The 21945-nt window shown below is 72.2% G+C and carries 19 protein-coding genes and 1 tRNA gene; 14 read left to right on the plus strand and 6 right to left on the minus strand.

The window, feature by feature from the left end; all coding sequences use genetic code 11:
* Positions 1-140: 140 nt before the first annotated feature.
* From Q8W71_RS25710 to Q8W71_RS25720, 3 genes are all read left to right on the plus strand, one after another.
* On the plus strand, positions 141-1208 hold the full coding sequence (locus Q8W71_RS25710) for a spore photoproduct lyase family protein (RefSeq protein WP_305528261.1): 1068 nt from the start codon (positions 141-143) through the stop codon (positions 1206-1208).
* Between the two features lie 59 nt (positions 1209-1267).
* Positions 1268-1723, plus strand: a complete 456-nt coding sequence (locus Q8W71_RS25715) for a nucleoside deaminase (protein WP_305528262.1) — start codon at positions 1268-1270, stop codon at positions 1721-1723.
* A gap of 72 nt (positions 1724-1795) precedes the next feature.
* Positions 1796-2866, plus strand: coding sequence for an aldo/keto reductase (locus tag Q8W71_RS25720; RefSeq protein WP_305528263.1), 1071 nt, complete (start codon positions 1796-1798; stop codon positions 2864-2866).
* A 29-nt stretch (positions 2867-2895) separates the two neighbouring features.
* Here Q8W71_RS25720 and Q8W71_RS25725 read toward each other — a convergent pair whose 3' ends face one another.
* The 3 genes from Q8W71_RS25725 to Q8W71_RS25735 all read right to left on the minus strand — a co-directional run bounded on the left by Q8W71_RS25725 (position 2896) and on the right by Q8W71_RS25735 (position 3802).
* Positions 2896-3207 carry an ETC complex I subunit gene (locus tag Q8W71_RS25725; protein WP_305528264.1) on the minus strand — a complete coding sequence of 104 codons (312 nt, stop codon included), beginning with the start codon at positions 3205-3207 and terminating at the stop codon, positions 2896-2898.
* A gap of 55 nt (positions 3208-3262) precedes the next feature.
* Positions 3263-3339, minus strand: a tRNA-Pro gene (locus Q8W71_RS25730).
* Between the two features lie 187 nt (positions 3340-3526).
* A complete protein-coding gene (locus tag Q8W71_RS25735) occupies positions 3527-3802 on the minus strand; it encodes a hypothetical protein (RefSeq protein WP_305528265.1) in 276 nt (91 codons plus the stop codon).
* Between the two features lie 143 nt (positions 3803-3945).
* On the opposite strand from Q8W71_RS25735, the gene Q8W71_RS25740 reads away from it, so the two are divergent.
* From Q8W71_RS25740 to Q8W71_RS25750, 3 genes are read left to right on the plus strand one after another with little or no spacing between them, the layout of a single operon-like run.
* Complete coding sequence (locus tag Q8W71_RS25740; protein WP_305528266.1) at positions 3946-4650, plus strand: glutathione binding-like protein; 705 nt, start codon at positions 3946-3948, stop codon at positions 4648-4650.
* A gap of 1 nt (position 4651) precedes the next feature.
* Positions 4652-5248 (plus strand): NUDIX domain-containing protein, encoded by a 597-nt coding sequence (locus tag Q8W71_RS25745; RefSeq protein ID WP_305528267.1) that lies wholly within the window; start codon positions 4652-4654, stop codon positions 5246-5248.
* On the plus strand, positions 5245-6153 hold the full coding sequence (locus Q8W71_RS25750) for an inositol monophosphatase family protein (RefSeq protein ID WP_305528268.1): 909 nt from the start codon (positions 5245-5247) through the stop codon (positions 6151-6153). Before Q8W71_RS25745 ends, Q8W71_RS25750 begins: the two co-directional genes overlap by 4 nt.
* Before the next feature lie 302 nt (positions 6154-6455).
* Here Q8W71_RS25750 and clpB read toward each other — a convergent pair whose 3' ends face one another.
* Positions 6456-9080 carry an ATP-dependent chaperone ClpB gene (gene clpB / locus Q8W71_RS25755; protein WP_305528269.1) on the minus strand — a complete coding sequence of 875 codons (2625 nt, stop codon included), beginning with the start codon at positions 9078-9080 and terminating at the stop codon, positions 6456-6458.
* Between the two features lie 192 nt (positions 9081-9272).
* Between clpB and Q8W71_RS25760 the strand changes: the two genes are divergently transcribed.
* From Q8W71_RS25760 to Q8W71_RS25795, 8 genes are all read left to right on the plus strand, one after another.
* On the plus strand, positions 9273-10052 hold the full coding sequence (locus Q8W71_RS25760) for an MOSC domain-containing protein (RefSeq protein WP_305528270.1): 780 nt from the start codon (positions 9273-9275) through the stop codon (positions 10050-10052).
* 454 nt (positions 10053-10506) lie between these two features.
* A complete protein-coding gene (locus Q8W71_RS25765; RefSeq protein ID WP_305528271.1) occupies positions 10507-11160 on the plus strand; it encodes a protein-L-isoaspartate O-methyltransferase family protein in 654 nt (217 codons plus the stop codon).
* Positions 11161-11507: 347 nt separating this feature from the next.
* Positions 11508-13082, plus strand: a complete 1575-nt coding sequence (locus Q8W71_RS25770; protein WP_305528272.1) for a TolC family outer membrane protein — start codon at positions 11508-11510, stop codon at positions 13080-13082.
* 203 nt (positions 13083-13285) lie between these two features.
* Complete coding sequence (locus tag Q8W71_RS25775; protein WP_305528273.1) at positions 13286-13822, plus strand: PopZ family protein; 537 nt, start codon at positions 13286-13288, stop codon at positions 13820-13822.
* Positions 13823-13909: 87 nt separating this feature from the next.
* Positions 13910-16627, plus strand: a complete 2718-nt coding sequence (locus Q8W71_RS25780) for a valine--tRNA ligase (protein WP_305528274.1) — start codon at positions 13910-13912, stop codon at positions 16625-16627.
* A gap of 101 nt (positions 16628-16728) precedes the next feature.
* On the plus strand, positions 16729-16923 hold the full coding sequence (locus Q8W71_RS25785; RefSeq protein ID WP_305528275.1) for a type II toxin-antitoxin system VapB family antitoxin: 195 nt from the start codon (positions 16729-16731) through the stop codon (positions 16921-16923).
* A complete protein-coding gene (locus Q8W71_RS25790; RefSeq protein ID WP_305528276.1) occupies positions 16920-17291 on the plus strand; it encodes a type II toxin-antitoxin system VapC family toxin in 372 nt (123 codons plus the stop codon). The genes Q8W71_RS25785 and Q8W71_RS25790 overlap by 4 nt, the downstream gene beginning before the upstream one ends.
* Positions 17292-17440: 149 nt before the next feature.
* Positions 17441-18970, plus strand: coding sequence for a Do family serine endopeptidase (locus tag Q8W71_RS25795; protein WP_305528277.1), 1530 nt, complete (start codon positions 17441-17443; stop codon positions 18968-18970).
* A 103-nt stretch (positions 18971-19073) separates the two neighbouring features.
* Here the strand turns inward: Q8W71_RS25795 and Q8W71_RS25800 are convergent, their stop codons facing one another.
* On the minus strand, positions 19074-19781 hold the full coding sequence (locus Q8W71_RS25800; RefSeq protein WP_305528284.1) for a phosphorylase family protein: 708 nt from the start codon (positions 19779-19781) through the stop codon (positions 19074-19076).
* A gap of 165 nt (positions 19782-19946) precedes the next feature.
* The gene (gene shc / locus Q8W71_RS25805) at positions 19947-21944 is read right to left on the minus strand and encodes a squalene--hopene cyclase (protein ID WP_305528278.1); all 1998 of its coding nucleotides are present in this window, start codon (positions 21942-21944) and stop codon (positions 19947-19949) included.
* Position 21945 lies beyond the last annotated feature (1 nt).

Genomic DNA, 21945 nt, shown 5'->3' on the forward strand with positions numbered 1-21945 from the left:
AAACAGAAGGTTTCGCGCGGGCCCCCCGAGTCCGGAAATGACCCCAAGTCCGGAAACGACCCCAAGTCCGGAAATGACCCCGGGCCCGGAAATGCCCCCGACGTGCCGTAGGCCTCCACCGTAGCCCCGCCGGACATCCGATGCCGCTGACCCGCGACCTCCTCGACGTGACCACGATCTACCACGAGCCGGCGGTGGACGCGTTCCCGCGCGGCCGCGAGATCCTGGAGCGCTTCCCCGACGCGGCGCGGATCCCGGTGCCCTCGCACTGGAACATCCCGGAGCTGCACGGCAACGCCGGCTCCGTGGAGGAGTGGGTGCGCATCAAGCGCTCGACCCTGGTGCTCGGCGTGAAGAAGGGCCTGAGCATGCGCCCGAACGGCCGCAGCGCCCACTTCATCGCGCCCTCGACCTCGAACGGCTGCGCGATGGCCTGCGCCTACTGCTACGTGCCGCGGCGCAAGGGCTTCTCCAACCCGATCTCGCTGTTCGTGAACGTCGAGCAGGCCTGCGCGGCGATCGCCCGCCACGCCGGCCGGCAGGGCCCGCTGCCCGAGCCCGACACGATCGACCCGGAGCGCTGGATCTACGACATCGGCGAGAACGGCGACCTCTCGGTCGACGCCGCCGTCTACGGCGGCGTGCGCGACTACGTCGAGCTGTTCCGCGGCCTGCCGAACGCCAAGGCGTCCTTCGCGACCAAGGCGGTCAACCGCGACCTGCTCGACTACGACCCGCAGGGGAAGACCCGCATCCGCTTCTCGCTGATGCCCGCGACGATCGCCCGGGTGGTCGACGTGCGCACCGCGCCGATCTCCGAGCGGATCGCGGCGATCGACGACTTCGTGGCCGCCGGCTACGAGGTCCACGCCAACTTCTCCCCCGTGATCCTCTACGAGGGCTGGGAGGCCGACTGGCGGGACCTGTTCGCGCAGATCGACGGCACGCTGTCGGACGCCGCCAAGCGCCAGCTCAAGTGCGAGGTGATCATGCTGACCCACAACGCGGACCTGCACGCGGTCAACCTCGGCTGGCACCCGAAGGCGGAGGACCTGCTCTGGCGGCCCGACATCCAGGAGGCCAAGGTCTCGCAGGGCGGGGGCGCCAACCTGCGCTACCGCACCGGCTGGAAGGGGAAATGGCTCGCCCGCTTCAAGGCGCTGCTCGCCGAAGCCCTGCCCTACTGCACCGTGCGCTACGCGTTCTGAACCCGCCCGCCCATCCTCGCGTTGGCGCCGCGCGCCACGGGCGCGACGCGGAGGGGGCGATGGCGGGACACGAGGAGTTCTTGCGCGAGGCGGTGCGGATCGCCGAGGCGAACGTCGCCGAGGGCGGCTCGCCCTACGGGGCGGTGATCACCCGGGACGGGGCGGTGGTGGCGCGGGCGGCCAACACCGTCCACCGGACGGAGGATCCGAGCGACCACGCCGAGATGGTCGCCCTGCGCGCCGCGAGCCGGACGCTGGGCCGCGACCTGTCCGGCTGCGTGATGTACGCGAGCGGGCGCCCCTGCCCGATGTGCCACGCGGCGATGCGGCTCGCGGGCTTCCGCGAGGGCTACTTCGCCTATTCCGCCGAGGAGGCGGAGGCGCACGGGGCCGGCAGCGCCGGGATCTACGCGGAGCTGTGCCGCCCGCTGGACGACCAGCCGATGCGCCTCGTCCACCTGCGGCCCGAGGGGTCCTCGCCCTACCCGGCCTGGGAGGCTCGCCGGGCGTCCTGACCGGCCCTACCTGCCCGGGCCAGACATGGGTGTACACGCGGGGATGTACACGCAGGGATTGGGGAACGCACCATGCAGGACGGACGGGGCGGGGCGAGCCGGCGGCAGGTGATGGGCGGGGCGCTCGGCCTCGCGGCGGCGGCGACGGGCGGGACCGCCGCCGCGCAGGGCGCGCCGACGGCGCCGCCGCCCGCGCGCGCCGCCGACGCGCCGATCCTGAAGACCATCCCGCGCACCGGCGAGAGCGTGCCGGCGATCGGACTCGGCACCTACCAGACCTTCGACCTGCTGCCGGGGATGCCCCGCGACCACCTTCAGGAGGTGGTCCGGCAGGCGTGGGAAGGGGGCGCCCGGGTGTTCGACACCTCGCCGCTCTACGGGGCGAGCGAGGTCAACGTCGGGGCGTTCAAGGCGGCGCTCGGCCTCGACCGGGGCATGTTCATCACCAACAAGATCTGGTCGACGGGCGAGTTCCTGGGCGACGACAGCCACGCGCGCCGGAGCATGGAGCAGTCGCAACTGCGCCTGTGGCGGGAGAAGATCGACGCCTTCCAGTGCCACAGCCTCGTCAACGTCGACGTGGTCGTGCCGCTGCTCAAGGCGTGGAAGAAGGAGGGCCGGATCCGCTACGTCGGCGCGACCCACCACGAGCCCGCCTATTTCGGCATCCTCGCCGACTGGGTCGAGAAGGGCGACCTCGACCTCGTGCAGGTCCACTACTCGATCCTGGAGCGGCGGGCCGAGGAGCGGGTGCTGCCCGCGGCGCAGGCCAAGGGCACGGCGGTGCTCGTCAACATGCCGCTGGAGAAGGCGCGGCTGATGAAGCTCGTCGAGGGCCAGCCCCTGCCGGACTTCGCGGCCGAGTTCGGGGCGCGCTCCTGGGCCCAGTTCTTCCTGAAATGGGTGATCGCCCACCCGGCGATCACCTGCGCGATCCCGGCCACCGCAAACCCGGCCCACGCAGCGGACAACATGGGGGCCCTCTACGGGCCGCTGCCGGATGCCGGCATGCGGGAGCGCATGCGCCGCCACGTCGAGGGGCTGCCCGGCTTCGCCGACCTGCCGAAGGTGCCGTGGTACCCCGGCAAGAGCTATCCCGGCCTGATCGCCCGGGCGCGCAACGAGCTGAAGGCCCGGGGCTGAGCCGGGACCCGGGCCCGGGACGCGCCGCGTCAGTGCGTCCAGGGCGCCGTGCGGTTGAACTTGAAATTGTCCGAGTAGGACAGGCCCTTGCGCGGGACCGCCTTGGCCGGCTCCTCGACCCGGTAGGCGATGCCCTCGCGCTGGGCGTAGGCCACCGCCTCCTCGCGGGTGTCGAATTCCAGGCGCACCTGCTGGAGCATGTCGGACGAGCCGACCCAGCCCATCAGCGGATCGGTCTCGCGCGGGCTCGTCTGATCGAATTCCAGCAGCCACATCTTGGTGCGGGCGGTTCCCGACTGCGACGCGTCCTTGGCGGGGCGGAAGATGCGGGCGCTCGGCATCGCGGTCCGTAAGGCTCCTGTCGGGTGGGCCGGTGGTCGATCGGATCGTCAAAAATGGTCGGGGCGATAGGATTCGAACCTACGACCCCCTGGTCCCAAACCAGGTGCGCTACCAGACTGCGCCACACCCCGACTGCCCTCGCGGGCTCCAATTCCCTAGCCGCGTCGTCGTTCCCCCGCAAGGCGACGGGTCGTAGCACGCGCCATTCGGGTTCCGCCGTCCCCGGCGGTCCGGGCCCGACCGAGGCACCGCGCGGAGCGGGTTCGGCGGGACAGGGTCCGGGCGCCGCCGGGATCCGCGAGCTCGAAATCCCCTGGCTCAGGGATCCCTGGGGATGCGAATCGGGCCCGTGCGGGCGGGAGGGACGGCGAGGTAGGCCGGGTTGTTCTCCCCCGGCACGCCGCGGACGCCGCCCGTGCCGGGAGCGTCGCCATTGTCCAGGGGAATGATCTCGGGCGGGCTCCCGGTCGCCTGGGAGGACCGGCTGCCGCCCGCGCCCACCGGTGCCGACGGAACCGGTGCAAAGGGCGAGGTCTGCGCCGCGACGGGCGTAGCGGCGATCAGGCCGCATGCGGCGAGGGCGACGGGTCTCATGCAGCCTCCGGGCGCGGGGAGCGTGTCACGGCCCGACTCAACGGCGGAGACCGCTGCCGGGTTCGCACGGCGGCCGGCGCTTGACCCGCCCCCGCCCCCGACCCACCTCGGCCCGGACACGCACGCAGCGCCCCGAGGCCCCGATGATCGATCTGCACTACTGGCCGACGCCGAACGGCCACAAGGTCACGATGTTCCTGGAAGAGGCCGGCCTGCCCTACGCGATCAAGCCGGTGAACATCGGCAAGGGCGATCAGTTCGACCCCGCCTTCCTCAAGATCGCCCCGAACAACCGCATGCCGGCGATCGTCGACCACGACCCGTCCGGCGGCGGCACGATCTCGGTGTTCGAGTCCGGCGCAATCCTGCTCTACCTCGCCGAGAAGACGGGGCGATTCCTGCCTCAGGAGCTGTGCGGCCGGGTCGAGACCCTGCAATGGCTGTTCTGGCAGATGGGCGGGCTCGGGCCGATGCTCGGGCAGAACCACCACTTCTCGCAATACGCGCCGGAGAAGATCCCCTACGCGATCGACCGCTACGTCAACGAGACCAACCGGCTCTACGGCGTCCTCGACCGGCGGCTCGCCGACCGGGCGTTCGTGGCGGGGCCGGACTACACCATCGCCGACATGGCCGCCTATCCGTGGATCGTGCCGTGGGAGAAGCAGGGCCAGGATCTCGACGCGCACCCGAACCTCAAGCGCTGGTTCGAGGCCATCGCCGAGCGGCCGGCCACGCAGGCCGCCTACGCCCGGGCGCCGGAGGTCAACCCCGACTTCGGCAAGACCATGAGCGAGGATGCCAAGAAGGTGATGTTCGGCCAGAACGCGGCCAACACCCGGCGCTGACGTGGGCGCACCGCCTCCCGCTCCCGCGTCCGCTCCCGCATCCCTGCCCCTGCGGATCATCCACCGGGGCTGGAACACGTTCGGCATCGCCACCCTGACGCAGCCGGACGGCAGCACCGTGCCCCGCGCCCTGGAGGACCACGGCGAGGCGGCCGTGGTGCTGCCCTACGATCCGGAGCGCCGGGTGGCGCTGCTGGTGCGGCAGGCCCGGGTCGGGCCCGCCTTCTGGGGCGAGCCGGCCGAACTCGACGAGGCCCCGGCCGGGGGGCTCGACGGCGACGCTCCCGAGGCGACGGCGCTCCGCGAGGCGCTGGAGGAGGCGGGGCTCCACCTCACCCGGCTGGAGCGCGTGGCGCACGCCTACAGCATGCCGAGCATCTCCTCCGAGCGGCTGTGGCTCTACCTCGCCCCCTACGCGGCGGCCGACCGCGCGGCGGCGGGCGGCGGCCTGCACCACGAGGGCGAGCAGGTCGAAGCGTTCGAGGTGCCGCTCGCCGACCTCGCGGCGGCGGCCCGCGACGGCACCCTGCGCGATCTCAAGACCCTCGTGCTGGTGCAGGCGCTGATGCTCCGGCGGCCCGCGCTGTTCGCCCCGTGATCGCCCCGGACGCGCCCGCGGGGGACGTGCTGGCGGCGATGCTCGCCTTCGCCGAGGAGGCGGGGCGGATCGCCCTCGACCTGCGCGCGGGCGGGCTCGCGGTGGCGCACAAGGGGCCGGACCTCGGGCAGGCGCTCACCGAGGCGGATCTGGCGATCAGCCGCCTGCTGCACGCCCGCTTCGGCCCCGACCTGATCGAGGAGGAGACGGCCGGGAGCCTGAGCCGGGCAGGGGCGGCGGCCCTGCTCGCCCGCGACGCCTGGACCTTCGTCGCCGACCCGATCGACGGCACCAAGTCCTACGCGGGCGGCCTGCCCGGCTGGGGCACGATGCTCGCCGCCTGCCGGAGCGGCCGGGCGGTCGCGAGCGTGATGAGCCTGCCGGGCTGGCACGAGAACCGCACCGCCCTCCCCCGGCGGCAGGGCGCCGAGGAATCGTCCGGCCTGCTGCTCGCCGCCCGCGACGGCCGCGCGTTCTGGGCGCCGACCCGGGGCGGGCGGCGGACCCGCGCCCTCGAACCGCTGCCCGTCCCGGAAGGCGGCACCGGGCATGTCGGCTGGCTCGCGGTGGCGGCGCAGCGCTACACGCTGGACTACACGCGGGGGCTGTTCCCCTGGGGCGAGGGCGGCGCCATCGCCGACGCGGCGCTGCTCGCCACCGGCCGGCTCGACGCGACGCTGAGCAACCACAAGCTCTGGGACGCCGCCCCCGTGCTGCCGGTGCTGGCGGCGCTGGGTTTTTCCCTGTTCCGCTGGCCGGATCTGGGACCGCCCCCGGCGGCGCTGATCGACCTGTTCGACGCAGAGTTCTCGGCGCACGACGCCCTGTGGCTCGTGTGCCGGGACCGGGCGCAGGCGGCGGCGCTGGCGGGGGCGATCCGGAGGGTGCCGGCCCGCGACCGGTGATACGATTTTCGGCTGAAGCGTTCTGGTTGCTCCCGTCCGTCTTTGCGAGCGGAGCGAAGCAACCCAGCGGCGCTACCTCCGGAGAACGCGCGCTGCCCTGGGTCGCTTCGCTGCGCTCGCGAAGACGGCGCGGGCTCGAACGACCGAGCGTTCGCCCGGAAATCGTATGACGCGTCCTACGCCGTCGACGCCGACGATGATTGCAATGCCTCTCCGACGACCATAGGCGACCGGCGCCGCTCCTGCATGCGAAAAGGGGCGGCGCGCCGTTCCCGACGCGCCGCCCCCAGTCTCGAAAAAAATCAGTTCAGCGTCGCGTGCGCGGGTCGGCGCTCGGCCCCCACGGTGACGTCGCCGATCATCAGGCCCATCGGGCCGAGACGGACCGGAACCGCCTCCCCGTCGTGGATCCGGCCCGAGAGCAGCAATTCGGCCATCGGATCCTGGACGTTCTTCTGGATCACCCGCTTCAGCGGCCGCGCCCCGTAGGCCGGGTCGTAGCCCTTGTCGGCGAGCCACGCGCGCGCCTCCTCGTCCACGTCGAGGGCGATCTTGCGCTCGTCGAGGAGCTTCTGGAGCCGCCCGAGCTGGATGTCGACGATCGCGCCCATCTCCTCCCGCTTGAGGCGGTGGAACAGGATGATCTCGTCGACCCGGTTCAGGAACTCCGGCCGGAAGTGGCCCCGCACCACGCCCATCACCTCGTCGCGCACCGCCTCGCTGTCCTGGCCCGCGGGCTGGTTCACGAGGTACTCGGCTCCGAGGTTCGAGGTCATGATCAGGAGCGTGTTGCGGAAGTCGACCGTCCGGCCCTGCCCGTCCGTCAGGCGCCCGTCGTCGAGCACCTGGAGGAGGACGTTGAACACGTCCGGATGCGCCTTCTCGACCTCGTCGAACAGCACGACCTGGTAGGGCCGCCGCCGCACGGCTTCCGTGAGCGCCCCGCCCTCCTCGTAGCCGACGTAGCCCGGAGGCGCGCCGATGAGGCGGGCGACCGCGTGCTTCTCCATGTACTCGGACATGTCGATGCGCACGAGCGCCGTGTCGTCGTCGAACAGGAAGCCGGTGAGCGCCTTGGTCAGCTCGGTCTTGCCGACGCCCGTGGGGCCGAGGAACATGAACGAGCCGATCGGCCGGTTCGGGTCCTGGAGCCCGGCCCGCGCCCGGCGGACCGCGGTCGAGACCGCCTCCACCGCCTCGCGCTGGCCGACGACGCGCCGGCCGAGCGCCGCCTCCATCGCCAAGAGCTTCTCGCGCTCGCCCTCCAGCATCTTGTCGACCGGCACGCCGGTCCAGCGCGAGACCACGCCCGCGACGTGGGCGGGGGTGACCGCCTCCTCCATCATCGCGCCGCGGCCGTTCTCGGCCTGCGCCTCGGTCTCGGCGAGCTGCTTCTCCAGGCCCGGGATCACGCCGTAGGCGAGTTCGCCCGCGCGCTGGTACTGGCCCTGGCGCTGCGCCGCGGCCAGATCGTTGCGCGCCTCGTCGAGCTTCCTCTTCAGCTCGGCGGCGGCGCCGAGCTTGTCCTTCTCGGCCTTCCAGCGGGCGGTGATCGACGCCGACCGCTCCTCGAGGTTGGCCAGCTCACCCTCCAGCCGCACGAGGCGGTCGCGGGAGGCGGAATCGGTCTCCTTCTTCAGCGCCTCGGCCTCGATCTTGAGGCGGACGATCTCGCGGTCGATCGAGTCGAGCTCCTCCGGCTTCGAATCGACCTGCATGCGCAGGCGCGAGCCTGCCTCGTCGACGAGGTCGATCGCCTTGTCGGGCAGGAAGCGGTCGGTGATGTAGCGGTTCGACAGCGTCGCGGCCGCGACGAGCGCCGAGTCCTGGATACGCACGCCGTGGTGCTGCTCGTACTTCTCCTTCAGGCCGCGCAGGATCGACACCGTGTCCTCGACGGTCGGCTCGGACACGAACACCGGCTGGAAGCGGCGGGCGAGCGCGGCGTCCTTCTCCACGTGCTTGCGGTACTCGTCGAGCGTGGTCGCGCCGACGCAGTGCAGCTCGCCGCGGGCGAGCGCGGGCTTGAGCAGGTTCGAGGCGTCCATCGCCCCGTCCGCCTTGCCGGCGCCGACCAGCGTGTGCATCTCGTCGATGAACAGGATGATCTGGCCTTCGGCCGCGGTCACCTCGTTGAGCACCCCCTTCAACCGCTCCTCGAACTCGCCGCGGTACTTCGCGCCGGCGATCAGGGCGCCCATGTCGAGGGCGAGCAGGCTCTTCTCCTTCAGGCTCTCGGGCACGTCGCCGTTGACGATGCGCAGGGCCAGACCCTCGACGATCGCGGTCTTGCCCACGCCCGGCTCGCCGATCAGCACCGGGTTGTTCTTGGTGCGCCGGGACAGGACCTGGATGGTGCGGCGGATCTCCTCGTCGCGGCCGATCACCGGGTCGAGCTTGCCCGAGCGCGCCGCCTCGGTGAGGTCGCGCGCGTACTTCTTCAGGGCGTCGTAGGCGTTCTCGGCCGAGGCGTTGTCGGCGGTGCGGCCCTTGCGCAGCGCGTTGATCGCCGCGTTGAGCGAGGCGGGGGTGACGCCCGCCGCCTGGAGCGCGCGGCCGGCCTCGGAATCCTTCTCCACCGCGAGCGCCAGCAGCAGGCGCTCCACCGTGACGTAGGAATCGCCCGCCTTCTCGGCGGCCTTCTCGGCGGTGTCGAACAGGCGCATCAGCTCGCGCGTCGCCTGCGGCGCGGCGGCGTTGCCGGACACCTTCGGCTGCTTGGCGAGCCACGCCTCGGTCTGCGCCAGCGCCACGCGCGACTGGCCGCCGGCCCGGTCGATCAGGCCCGCGCACAGGCCCTCGGGGTCGTCGAGCAGCACCTTCAGGAGGTGGCCCGGCTGGAGCTGGGGATGGCCCTCGCGCATCGCGAGGTTCTGCGCCGCCTGGACGAAGCCGCGGGCGCGCTCGGTGTATTTTTCGAAGTTCATGCGTCGCCTCTCCCGTACGGTCGCGCCGCCCGACATGGCGCGGCGCCCCCGAAACGTCGCCCCCCGGCTGCGCGCCGCGGGAGCCCCGGCGCGGTCTCGCCGCCGGTGCTCACGATGTGGTGTTGCATTTGCGCACCACAAGGGGAGCGTGGCCGCTTGCGCGCGGCCGCGGAATAGGGTCACGCTCCGCGCATGGCCGCCTCCGAAACCATCCGCCTCGCCGCCCTCTACCGCTACCCGGTCAAGGGCCTCAGCCCCGAGCCGCTGGAGCGGGCCGTGCTGGAGACGAGCGGCTACTTCCCCGGCGACCGGCTCTACGCGATCGAGAACGGCCCGTCCGGCTTCGACGCGACGGCGCCGCGCCACCAGCCGAAGACCAAGTACCTGATGCTGATGCGCGACGAGGCGCTCGCCCGCCTGCGCACCCGCTACGACGACGCCAGCGCGACCCTGACCGTGGAGGGCGCCGGCGAACCGCTCGCCGCGCGGCTCGACACGGCCGAGGGCCGCGCCGCGCTGGAGGACCTGATCCGGCGGTTCGTGCCGGAGGCGCTGCGCGGCGAGCCGCGGGTGCTGGCGGCGCCGGCGGAGCGCTACCGCTTCACCGACTCGGCCACCGGCTACGTCTCGATCATCAACCGGGCGAGCGTGCAGGCGGTGGAGGCGTATCTCGGCGTGCCCGTCGATCCGCTGCGCTTCCGCGGCAACCTGCTGGTCGAGGGGCTGGCGCCGTTCGCCGAGCTGGAGATGGTCGGCCGCGTGCTGGAGGCCCCGAGCGGGCTGCGGCTCAAGATCACCAAGCGGACGGTGCGCTGCGCCGCCACCAACGTCGACCCGGACAGCGGCGTGCGCGACCTCGACATCCCCTGGACGCTGGACGCCCGGCTCGGCCACCGTGATCTCGGCGTCTACGCCGAGGTGATCGCCGGCGGGGCGCTGGCGGTCGGCGATTTTTTAGAACGGGTGGGCTGACGAACGGGTCGGCTGACGAACACGTGGGCTGACCGGGGACCCAGGAGCCACGGAACACGACAGCCTCCCGGGACGATCGCCCGACCCGCTCAGGGCTCCGAACTCGGATGAACGCGACACAGCCGCAGCGTGTTTGTCGCCGGTTCTGACACACACTCCGTCATCCCGGGGCGCCGGAGGCGAGCCCGGGATCCAGAAACGCCGACCACTGCCATGCTCGGCACGCCCTGTGGTTCTGGATTCCGGGCTCCGCTGCGCGGCCCCGGAATGACGCTGGTGATGGATCGCAGCCGAGGTGGCCCGGCGTTAACCCGAGTTCGGAGCCCTGCCGACCCGCTCCCGAATCTTGCGTTTTGCCGGTCGATCTCCGAAAACCCCGCCGGGCCGAGCTTGCCCCGGGAGACGGCTGGGCGACGCGCCCGGCGGCTTCCGACGATTCGGGACGAGGGATCCGATGCTCGATTACGCGCAGGCGCGGCGGATGATGGTCGACTGCCAGTTGCGGACCTTCGACGTGAACGACAACGCGGTGCTCGACGCGTTCGACAGCGTGCCGCGCGAGGATTTCGTCCCCCGGGGCCGCGAGGCCTTCGCCTACATCGACCAGCCGCTGAAGCTCGGCGGGGCCGAGGGCGACGTCCGGACCACGGCCGCGCCGATGGTGCTGGCGCGGATGATCCAGGCCCTCAAGCTCCGGCCCGGCGCCGCCGCCCTCGATGTCGGCACGGGCTACGGCTATGCCGCCGCGGTGATGGCGCGGCTCGGCGCCACGGTCACCGCCCTGGAATCGGTCCCGGCGCTGGCCGAGGCGGCCCGCGAGCGCCTCGGTGCCGGGGGGAGCGTCGTCGAGGGGCCGCTGGCCGCCGGCGCTCCGGACGGCGCGCCCTACGACGCGATCCTCGTCAACGGCCGCGTCGAGGTCCGGCCGCAGGCCCTGCTGGAGCAGCTCAAGGACGACGGCCGCCTCGTCTGCATCCTCGGCCCCGACCGCGGCGCGAAGGCGACGCTGTTCGTCCGGGCGGGCGACGCCTACGGCGCGCGCCCCCTGTTCGACGCTGCGATGCCGGGCCTGTCCGCATTCGCCGCCGAGACGGGGTTCACCTTCTGAGGACCTTCCGGGCGTCTATCCGCCGCGGAATTTAGTCTTTCCGCGGGAATGGGCCGGGCCTCGACCGCGGGGCCGCGGCGAATGCTGCTCTCGATCCGGGAACGAGGGCGGATTTAGATCGCGCCTGCGCCGCGGCATTGTTAGATCGCGGCCGCGGGGAGGTGTCGCCTTTATGCGCCACCCCCGGCGATTCGAGTCGTCAACGGTTTCCACCCCGTGCCGAACACCTGAGATACGGCTAAGGTCTGCCCAGGGCGGGCTTGGATCGAATGGGCACGTGCGACCGCACGACCGCCGCTTTCGCGGCGGACATCCGCATCGTCGAGTGACCGCAAGGGCTGACAAACGTGAGTGCACGTGAACCTGCGAGCCTTACCGCGCTGCGGCTGACCGGCCTCGCCGCCAGCCTGGCCGCGGTCGTCGCAGCCGCGCCGGTCGGGGCCGAGACCCTGGAGAGCGCGCTGGCGCGGGCCTACCGCGGCAACCCGGCGCTGAACGCGAGCCGCGCCGGCGTCCGCGCCACCGACGAGAGCGTGGCCATCGCGCAGTCGGGCTACCGGCCGACCGTGAACGTCGAGGCCGATATCGGCAGCTCGTACTTCGAGGGCCGGGCGGGCAACGTCAAAGGCCGGGACCTGCTCGGCTTCGCGCGGACCCAGGCTCTGCTGACCGCGGGGTCCGGCACGATCGGAACGGTGGGCGCGTCCGGCGGCGGCGGAGGAACCGCGGGCGGCGGGTCCACGGGCGGTTCGAGCGGCGGCGTCGCGTCGTCGACCGGCAACGTGAGCGACAGCGTCAGCCCCACCTTCCGGCAGACCACGACCCCGGGCGGGGCCGGCATCACCGTCAACCAGACCCTGTTCAACGGCTTTCAGACCGACAACAACGTCCGCCGGGCCGAGTCGACGGTCTACAGCCAGCGCGAGACCCTGCGCTTCACCGAGCTGACGGTGCTGTACAACGCCGTCCAGTCGTACATGAACGTGCTGAGCAACACGGCCACGCTGGAGCTCAACCGCAACAACGTCGAGGTGCTGGAGGAGCAGCTCCGCCAGACCCGCGACCGCTTCAACGTCGGCGAGGTGACGCGCACCGACGTCGCCCAGGCCGAGGCGCGGCTCGCCGGCGCCCGCTCGCAGGTCAGCGCCGCCGAATCGGCCCTGCGCACCGCGATCGGCATCTACCGCCAGAACATCGGCGTCGAGCCGCGCTCGCTCGCCCCCGGGCGCCCGCTCGACCGCTACGTGCCGGCCAGCCTCGACGCGGCCATCGCCATCGGCCTGCGCGAGCACCCGCAGATCGTCTCCGCCCAGCACGCGCTCGACGCGGCCGAGGCGCAGGTGAAGGTGCTGGAGGGCCAGCTCGCCCCGCAGGTCAGCCTCCAGGGCTCGGTGCAGCAGCGCTTCGACCAGCAGCTCGCCAACTCGAACGGCGTCACCGCCACCATCCTCGGCCGGGTGACGATCCCGATCTACGAGGGCGGGCAGGTCTACGCGCAGGTGCGCCAGCAGAAGGAGATCGTCGGCCAGAACCGCATCCAGGTCGACCAGATCCGCGACCAGATCCGGGCGCAGATCGTCGACTTCTGGGGGCGGCTGGAGGCGGCCAAGGCCCAGGTGATCGCCGCCCAGGCGCAGGTGCAGGCCAACGAGGTGGCGCTGAACGGCGTGCGCGAGGAGGCCCGCGTCGGCCAGCGCACCACGCTGGACGTGCTTAACGCCCAGCAGGAACTGCTGAACTCCCGCGTGAACCTGATCGTCGCCCAGCGCGACCGGGTGATCTTCTCCTACGGCGTGGTCCAGGCGATCGGCCAGCTCACCGCCCGCTTCACCGCGCTGCCGGTCGAGCACTACAGTGCCAAGGTGCACTACGATCAGGTCAAGGATCTGTGGTTCGGCCTGCGCACGCCGGACGGGCGCTGAGCGCCCGGACGGGGCGTGGACCGGGCTGGTTTTCCCGCTGGACTGTGGTGCGGGCGCGCTTGCCGCGCCGTGTGGGCGTGAAATACTGAGGTTCGACCCGCCGCGGGTCGCCTCCGCCTTCTCTGCCCGAGTGCGCGTCCGTCATGAATGCAGCGAGCCCCAAAGTTCAGGACAAGGCTGCGGAGAGGGCGAACGAGCCCTCGATGGAGGAGATCCTGGCCTCGATCCGGCGGATCATCGCCGACGATCAGGCCGCCAAGCCCGCCGAAGCCGCCGCGCGCCCGCCGGCCGAGCCCGACGACGTCCTCGACCTCGCCGAGGTGGCCGAGCCGGTGGTCCGCCGCCCCGAGCCGCCCGCCCCGGCGCCCCTCGACCTCGACCCGATCGATTTCGACACCGATCTGGCGGTGGACTTCGCCGAGCCGGAGCCCGAGCCCGAGCCGGAGCCGCTGCTGCCCGAGCCCCCGCCCGCCGCCGCGCAGCCGAGCCCGCCCCCGCGGGCGCCCGCCCGGCCCGAGCCGGAGCCCGAGCCGCTGGTCTCGCCGGCCACCGACGCCAGCGTCGGCAACGCCTTCAACCTGCTGGCCCACACCGTGCTGACGCAGAACGCCCGCACGCTGGAGGATCTGGTCAAGGACATGCTGCGGCCGATGCTGAAGGCGTGGCTCGACGACAACCTGCCGGTCGTGGTCGAGCGCCTCGTGCGCGCGGAGATCGAGCGCGTGTCGCGGGGCCGGTAAGGCGCCGCCCCGTGTTGACGGGGGCAGCCTGACGGTCGAAAGCGGGTGCAGATCCCCTGTACACGCGTCAGCCGGCCTGCCTCCGTCATGATGGACAAAACCTTCGATCCCGCCTCCGTCGAGGCGCGCATCCGCGCGGCCTGGGAAGATGCGGGCGCCTTCCGCGCCGGCCGGCCCGAGCGCGCGGGCGCCGCCCCCTACACCATCGTGATCCCGCCGCCGAACGTGACGGGCTCGCTGCACATGGGCCACGCCCTCAACAACACGTTGCAGGACGTGCTCTGCCGCTTCGAGCGGATGCGCGGGCGCGACGTGCTGTGGCAGCCCGGCACCGACCACGCCGGCATCGCCACGCAGATGGTGGTCGAGCGCCGGATGATGGAGCGGCAGGAGCCCGGCCGCCGGGAGATCGGCCGCGCGGCCTTCGTCGAGAAGGTCTGGGCGTGGAAGGCGGAATCGGGCGGGGCGATCGTCGAGCAGTTGAAGCGGCTCGGCGCCTCCTGCGACTGGTCGCGCGAGCGCTTCACCATGGACGAGGGCCTGAGCCGCGCGGTGCTCAAGACCTTCGTCACGCTCCACGAGCAGGGGCTGATCTACCGCGACAAGCGCCTCGTGAACTGGGACCCGAAGTTCCAGACCGCGATCTCCGACCTCGAAGTCGTGCAGGTCGAGACCAAGGGCCATCTCTGGCACTTCGACTATCCCGTCGTGGACGAGGCCGGCGCCGAGACCGGCGCGGTCATCACGGTCGCCACCACCCGGCCGGAGACGATGCTCGGCGACACCGCCGTCGCGGTCCACCCGGAGGACGCGCGCTACACGGATCTCGTCGGCTGCCACGTCCGCCTGCCGCTGGTTGGCCGCCTGATCCCGATCGTGGCCGACGCCTACTCCGATCCCGAGAAGGGCACCGGCGCCGTCAAGATCACCCCCGCCCACGACTTCAACGACTTCGAGGTCGGCCGGCGGCACGGGCTGGCGGCGATCAACGTGCTCGACGCGGAAGCGGCGATGCTGCTCGACGGCAACGCCGATTTCCTCGCCGACGCGGCGCCGGAGCCCGAGGCGCTGGCGCTGCACGGGCTCGACCGGGCGGCGGCGCGCAAGGCCGTCGTGGCGTTGATGGAGGCGCGCGGGCGCCTGCGCCTCGTCGAGCCGAACGCCCACGCGGTGCCGCACGGCGACCGCTCGGGCGTCGTGATCGAGCCCTACCTGACCGACCAGTGGTACGTGAACGCCAAGCCGCTCGCCGAACGCGCCATGCAGGCGGTGCGCGACGGCCAGACCCGGTTCGTCCCGGAGAACTACGAAAAGATCTTCTTCCAGTGGCTGACCAACATCGAGCCCTGGTGCATCTCGCGCCAGCTCTGGTGGGGCCACCAGATCCCGGTCTGGTACGACGCCGACGGGGGGATCTACGTGGCCGAGAGCGAGGCGGAAGCGCTCGCCGAGGCCGAGGCGCGGCAGGGCCGGCCGGTGGCGCTGACCCGCGACCCGGACGTCCTCGACACGTGGTTCTCCTCCGCCCTGTGGCCGTTCTCGACGCTCGGCTGGCCCGACGCGACGCCGGAGCTGGCCCGCCACTACCCGACCGATACGCTGGTGACCGGCAAGGACATCCTGTTCTTCTGGGTCGCCCGCATGATGATGATGGGTCTCCAGCTCACGGACCGGACGCCGTTCGACACGGTCTACCTGCACACGCTGGTGCGCGACGCGTCCGGCGCGAAGATGTCGAAGTCGAAGGGCAACGTCGTCGATCCCCTCGACCTGATCGATCAGGTCGGCGCCGACGCCCTGCGCTTCACCCTGTGCGCGCTGGCCGTCCAGGGGCGGGACATCAAGCTGTCCACCGACCGGGTGCAGGGCTACCGCAACTTCGCAACCAAGCTCTGGAACGCGGCCCGCTTCGCCGAGCTGAACGGCTGCCGCCTCGATCCGGCCTTCGACCCCGCCGCTGTGACGGGAGCCATCAACCGCTGGGCGCTGACCGAGGCCGCCCGCGCGGTGTCCGAGGTCGAGGGCGCGCTCGCGGCCTACCGGTTCAACGACGCGGCGGCGGCGGCCTACCGCTTCACCTGGAACACGTTCTGCGACTGGTATCTCGAACTCGCCAAGCCCGTCCTCCAGGGCGAGGGCGTCGACTCGGCGGCCCGCGCCGAGACGCAGGCGACGGTCGCGTTCCTGATCGATCAGGTCGCCAAGCTGCTGCACCCGTTCATGCCGTTCCTCACCGAGGAGCTGTGGGCGATCAAGGGCGCGGGCGTGGCCGACCGCGGCCTGCTGGCGCTCGCCCCCTGGCCCGACCTGTCGCGCTACGCCGATGCCGGCGCGGAGGCCGAGGTCGGGTTCGTGGTCGATCTCGTCAGCGAGATCCGCTCGGCCCGCTCCGAGACCGGCGTGCCGGCCGCCGCCCACGTGCCCCTGGTGCTGGTCGGCGCGGACGCGGCCGTGCGCGCCCGGGTCGAGGCGTGGCGCGACACGCTCACCCGCCTCGCCCGGCTCTCCGAGATCGCGTTCGCGGACGCGCCGCCGAAGAAGGCGGTCCAGCTCCTCGTGCGCGGCTCCGTCGCCGCCCTGCCCCTGGAGGGCATCGTCGACCTCGCCGCCGAGGTGGCGCGGCTGCGCAAGGAGCAGGCGAAGGCGCAGGGCGAGATCCGGAAGATCGACGGCAAGCTCGGCAACGCCGACTTCGTCTCCCGCGCCCCCGAGGAGATCATCGAGGAGACCCGCGAGCGCCGCGAGGCCGAGGCGGCGCGGCTCGCCAAGATCGAGGAGGCGCTGGCGCGGCTGAGCGACGATTGAGGGCGATCGTCGGAGGTGATCCGGGCATCGGGGATCGCGACCGGCGCATCTCGATCGGCATCGAATGATGCGCTATATGATGTCTCCAGACGGAGGCCGCGATGCGCACGACGATCAACCTCGATGACGAGCTGCTCGCGAAGGCGCAGCGCTACACCGGGATCACCGAGAAATCCGAACTCGTCCGGGAAGCGCTGCGCGCCCTCGTCCAGCGCGAGGCGTCGCGGCGCATGGCGCTGCTCGGCGGAACCTATCCGGGGGCGGAGGCGGGGTCTCGGCGTCGCTCGGAGCCGTGATCATCGTCGATACCAACGTGTGGATCGACCACCTGCGCGCGTCCGAGCCGCTCTTGGTCGATCTCATGCGAGAGATGCTGCAACGCGTCCACCCCTATGTCGTGGGTGAACTGATGTTGGGTAATGTTTCTCAGCATCTCGACTTCATGGCGACACTCGAGGAAATGCCCCAGGCCGACGTCGCCGAACATCGGGAAGTCCTGGATCTCATCGTGACGCACCAGATCTACGGCCTCGGTATCGGCTACGTCGATGCCCATCTGCTGGCATCCGCCAAGCTCATGCCGGGTTCGCGGATCTGGACGCGCGACAAGCGCTTGGCGTCGATCTGCGATCAATTCGGCGTGTCCTTCCAGCCCCTGCACTGACCGCGTCCCGCCGTCCGAACCCCCTGGATCGCACCTGACGAAACCGTAATCCACCCGCCACGCCCGGGTCAGGGGCCGCCCCGTAGAACGATGGCATCGACCGCCGCGAGCGGCGTCGTCCCGATCGTCCCGAAGAGGCTGAGACCCCCATGACCGAGACCCGCTACTCCCGCCGCGCGCTCGCCTCTGTGGCCGCCGCCGCGCTGATCGCGGGCGGCGCCGTCGGCAGCGGCTACATGCCCTCCACGACGCCCGCCTACGCGCAGGCCCTGCCCAAGACCCCGATCGAGGCGCCCGAGCACCCGCCCGGCTCGTTCGCAGGCATCGTCAACAAGGTGAAGCCGGGCGTCGTCTCGGTGAAGGTGAAGCTCGACGGGACGGCGAGCGGCGACGACGAGTCCGGCCCGAGCGGCAACAACCTCCAGAACGTGCCGCCGCAACTGCGCGAATTCTTCCGCCGCTTCGGCGAGGGCGGTCCCGGCAACGGCCCCGGCAACGGCCCCGGAATGCCGCAGCAGCGGCAGGGCCAGCGCGGCGCGGTGGGCTCCGGCTTCATCATCTCCGCCGACGGCTACGTGGTGACCAACAACCACGTCGTCGACCACGCCAAGACCGTCCAGGTGACCCTCGACGACGGCCGCACCCTCGACGCCAAGGTGATCGGCAAGGATTCGAAGACCGACGTGGCGCTGCTGAAGATCAAGGAGGCCGGCAACTTCCCCTACGTGCAGTTCGGCAAGGCCGCGCCGCAGGTCGGCGACTGGGTGGTGGCGATCGGCAACCCGTTCGGTCTCGGCGGGACGGTCACCGCCGGCATCGTCTCGGCCCGCGGCCGCGACATCGGCGCCGGGCCCTACGACGATTTCCTCCAGATCGACGCGCCGATCAACAAGGGCAACTCGGGCGGCCCGACCTTCAACGTCAACGGCGAGGTGGTCGGCATGAACACCGCCATCGCCTCGCCCTCGGGCGGCAGCGTCGGCCTCGCCTTCGCGATCCCCGCGGACACGGTGCAGACGGTCGTCGACCAGCTCCGCACCGACGGCAAGGTCGCCCGCGGCTACCTCGGCGTGCAGATCCAGCCGGTGACGCAGGACATCGCCGAGGGGCTGGGCCTCGATAAGGCCAAGGGCGCCCTGGTGGATCACGCCGAGAGCGGCACCCCCGCGGCCAAGGCCGGCCTCAAGGCGGGCGACGTGATCGAGAAGGTCAACGGCGACGCGGTGAGCAGCGCCCGCGAGCTGTCCCGGAAGATCGCCGGCCTGAAGCCGGGCACGAAGATCGACCTGACCTACCTGCGCGGCGGCAAGACCGACACGGCCACCGTCACCCTCGGCGCGCTGCCCGGCGACGGCAAGGTCGCGAGCCGCGGCGACGCGGGCAGCGACGGCCAGCCCCGCCTCGGGCTGGGGCTCGCCCCGGCCGCCGAGGTCGGTCTCTCCGACCAAGGCGTGGCGGTGGTGCAGGTCGATCCCGAAGGGCCGGCCGCGGCCAAGGGCATCGAGCAGGGCGACCTGATCCTCGATGTCGGCGGCCAGTCGGTGTCGAGCCCCTCCGACGTCGCGGCGCAGATCCGCTCCGCCGAGTCGAACGGCCGCAAGGCGGTGCTGATGCGGGTGAAGAGCGCCAAGGGCCAGACCCGCTTCGTGGCGATCTCGCTCACCGGGAACGCCGGCTGATCCGGGTCGGGCGCGGGCTCGTCCGACCCGCGCCCCACTCTGCTGACTTCGACTGGCGCCGGCCCCGTGGCCGGCGCCAGTCTCGTTCAGGAGGCGGCCTCGTTCAGGAGGCGGCGGGCTCGGGCCGCGGCACGCCGAGTCCGGCGCCCAGCAGGGCCCGGCAGCGGCCGAGCACGGCGAAGGCCGCGGCGGAATCGCGGCCGAGGCGGACGAGGTCGCCGACCCGGGCGCGGCCGGTGGCGAGCGCCCAGAGGACGCCGCGGATGTCGGGCTCGCCGTCCGGCGTCAGGGCCTCGGCGGCGAACGGCGGCAGCGCCCGGTCCGCCGGGTCGCAGATCACGCGGAGCGCCGCGAAGGGCAGCCCGTGCCGGCCTGCGAAGGCGGCGGCGACGTGCGATTCCATGTCGACCGCCGCGGCCTGGGTGCCGGCCCGGAGGGCGACCTTGTCCGCCACAGCCAGCACCGCCGCGTCGACGCCCGCGAGGTCGGCGGAGACCACCCGGTTCGGCAGGTCCCCGAGCAGGCCGAGGAGCGCCGCTGCGGCGTCGAGGTCGGCCGGGCGGCGCCCGTCCCCGGTGACGACGCCGGTGCCGACCACCACGTCGCCGGGCCGCAGCGCCGGATCGAGCCCCCCGGCGATGCCGAAGCTGACCACCGCCCGGCAGCCGGGCGGCACCCGCGCGTCGAGGAGCGCGCGCAGCCGGACCGGGCTCCCGCCCGCGCCGACCGCCTCCACGCCCGGGCCCGCGGCGAGCCGGCGCTCGCGGGCGAGCCCGGTGACGGCGAGGACGGGGGCTGCGGGATCGATCATCGCGCGCTGGTGGACCAGTCCGGCCAGGGCCGCAAGGCGCGGCCGGGGCGCGGGGCCCGCGCGGGACGGATCGGGGTCGCTCGAAGGCACGGATCGGTCAGCGCGGCAGGCCGGCACGGCGGCGGGGCCGGCACCCTACCAGCGCACCGGCCCCGCGTCCGCCGATTACATCCCGAACGCGACCTGCCGGGTGTTGCTCCGCTTGAGGTTGCGGTAGCGGGCCAGCGCCCAGAGCGGGAAGAACTTCGGGTAGCCGTGGTAGCGCAGGTAGAACACCCGCGGGAATCCGGTCGCCGTGTAGCGCTCCTCGCTCCAGAGGCCGTCCGCCTCCTGGGTGCGGGTGAGGAAGTTCACGCCCCGCGTCACCGCCGGGTCCTCGCAATCGCCCGCCGCCATCAGCGCCAGCAGCGCCCAGGCGGTCTGCGAGGCGGTGGAGGAGCCGGGCTCGAAGGCCGGGTCGATCTTGTAGGACGAGGCGTCCTCGCCCCAGCCGCCGTCCGGGTTCTGGATCCGGATCAGCCACGCGGCGGCCTTGCGCACGCGCGGGTCGGCGGGATCGATGCCGGCGGCGTTCAGGGCGTTCAGCACCGACCACGTGCCGTAGATGAAGTTCATGCCCCAGCGGCCGTACCACGAGCCGTCCTCCTCCTGGTCGTTCAGGAGGTAGTTCACGCCGCGGTCGAGGGCGCGGGAGGTCTCGCGGGTCTCGCCGAGCTGGGCGAGCATGCCCACCACCCGGGCGGTCACGTCCGCGGTCGGCGGGTCGAGCAGCGCCCCGTGGTCCGAGAACGGGATGTGGTTGAGGTACATGTGGTTGTTGTCGGCGTCGAAGGCGGCCCAGCCGCCGTCGGCCGATTGCAGCCCCTCGACCCACTCGCGGGCCCGGGCGATCGAGGCCTTGTAGTCGGGCATGCCGGCGACCAGCCCGTGCTGGCGCATCGCCCGGTCCATCGCCATCACCACCACGGCGGTGTCGTCGAGGTCGGGGTAGTGGGCGTTGCCGTACTGGAACGCCCAGCCGCCGGGCCGCACGTCGGGCTTGGCCGCCGCCCAGTCGCCCTTGATGTCGAGCACCTGCCGGGGCTTCAGCCAGTCGAGGCCGGCGCGGGCCTGCGCCTCGGCGTCGCCGCCGCCGGCTTCGAGCAGCGCGTGGCTCGCGAGCGCGGTGTCCCAGACCGGCGAGACGCAGGGCTGCACGTAGGCCTCGTCGGCCTTGACGACCACGAGCTTCTCGATGGCGTCGCGGGCGATGCGCACCTGCGGGTGGTCGGGCCCGTAGCCCATCACCTCGTACATCAGGACCGAGTTGACCATGGCGGGGAAGATCGCCCCCAGCCCATCCTCGCCGTTCAGGCGCTCGCTCACCCAGGCGCGGGCCATCTCCATGGCGCGCTTGCGGCGCTTCTTCGGAAAGTGGTTCTCGGTGCGCTGGAGGATGCGGTCGATGAAGCCGAAGATCGGCGTCCACGGCCACGTGGCGTGCGGGCTGCCCGGCCAGGAGCGGACCGAGGCCGGCGGGGTGACGAACAGCTCCTGCACGCCGATGCCGCGCGGGTTGCGCGCCCGCGGCTTCGTCGCCTGGAGGACGAACAGCGGCACCATCACGCAGCGCGCCCAGTAGCTCACCTTGTCGAGGTGGAACGGGAACCACCGCGGCAGGAACATGATCTCCACCGGCATCACCGGCACCGCGCTCCACGGCACCTCGCCGTAGAGGGCCAGCATGAAGCGGGTGAACACGTTGGCGTTGGCCGCGCCGCCGCGGGACAGGATCGCCTCCCGGGCGCGCCGCATGTACGGCGCCTCGATGTCCTCGCCGCTCATCTTCAGGGCGAAGTACGCCTTGACCGTGCAGCTCATGTCGAACGGCCCCTCGTGGACGAGGGACCAGCCGCCGTGCCGGCCTTGCGTGCGGCGCAGGTAGTTGCCGATCTTCCGCTCCAGCCCCTCGGCCGGCTCGGTGCCGCGGAACTGGTGGTAGAGGATGTACTCGGACGGGATGGTGGCGTCCGCCTCCAGCTCGAAGCAGATGTGGCCGTCCGCGTGCGCCAGGGCGGTCAGCCCCCGGGTCGCCTGCGCCACGCTCCGCTCGACGGCATCGAGGGTGATCCCCTGCGTCTTCGGGCGCTGAAGCGCCTCGACCTTGCTCACGGCCTCTCTCATC

It is taken from the genome of Methylobacterium amylolyticum, assembly GCF_030700245.1.
In the GTDB taxonomy this organism is placed as follows: domain Bacteria; phylum Pseudomonadota; class Alphaproteobacteria; order Rhizobiales; family Beijerinckiaceae; genus Methylobacterium.

Bases quoted from the DNA above. Each gene is read 5' to 3' on its own strand.
- Q8W71_RS25710 (WP_305528261.1), top strand. From the start codon at position 141: ATGCCGCTGACCCGCGACCTCCTCGACGTGACCACGATCTACCACGAG.
- Q8W71_RS25715 (WP_305528262.1), top strand. From the start codon at position 1,268: ATGGCGGGACACGAGGAGTTCTTGCGCGAGGCGGTGCGGATCGCCGAG.
- Q8W71_RS25720 (WP_305528263.1), top strand. From the start codon at position 1,796: ATGCAGGACGGACGGGGCGGGGCGAGCCGGCGGCAGGTGATGGGCGGG.
- Q8W71_RS25725 (WP_305528264.1), bottom strand. From the start codon at position 3,207: ATGCCGAGCGCCCGCATCTTCCGCCCCGCCAAGGACGCGTCGCAGTCG.
- Q8W71_RS25735 (WP_305528265.1), bottom strand. From the start codon at position 3,802: ATGAGACCCGTCGCCCTCGCCGCATGCGGCCTGATCGCCGCTACGCCC.
- Q8W71_RS25740 (WP_305528266.1), top strand. From the start codon at position 3,946: ATGATCGATCTGCACTACTGGCCGACGCCGAACGGCCACAAGGTCACG.
- clpB (WP_305528269.1), bottom strand. From the start codon at position 9,080: ATGAACTTCGAAAAATACACCGAGCGCGCCCGCGGCTTCGTCCAGGCG.
- Q8W71_RS25760 (WP_305528270.1), top strand. From the start codon at position 9,273: ATGGCCGCCTCCGAAACCATCCGCCTCGCCGCCCTCTACCGCTACCCG.
- Q8W71_RS25765 (WP_305528271.1), top strand. From the start codon at position 10,507: ATGCTCGATTACGCGCAGGCGCGGCGGATGATGGTCGACTGCCAGTTG.
- Q8W71_RS25775 (WP_305528273.1), top strand. From the start codon at position 13,286: ATGGAGGAGATCCTGGCCTCGATCCGGCGGATCATCGCCGACGATCAG.
- Q8W71_RS25780 (WP_305528274.1), top strand. From the start codon at position 13,910: ATGATGGACAAAACCTTCGATCCCGCCTCCGTCGAGGCGCGCATCCGC.
- Q8W71_RS25785 (WP_305528275.1), top strand. From the start codon at position 16,729: ATGCGCACGACGATCAACCTCGATGACGAGCTGCTCGCGAAGGCGCAG.
- Q8W71_RS25795 (WP_305528277.1), top strand. From the start codon at position 17,441: ATGACCGAGACCCGCTACTCCCGCCGCGCGCTCGCCTCTGTGGCCGCC.
- Q8W71_RS25800 (WP_305528284.1), bottom strand. From the start codon at position 19,781: ATGATCGATCCCGCAGCCCCCGTCCTCGCCGTCACCGGGCTCGCCCGC.
- shc (WP_305528278.1), bottom strand. From the start codon at position 21,944: ATGAGAGAGGCCGTGAGCAAGGTCGAGGCGCTTCAGCGCCCGAAGACG.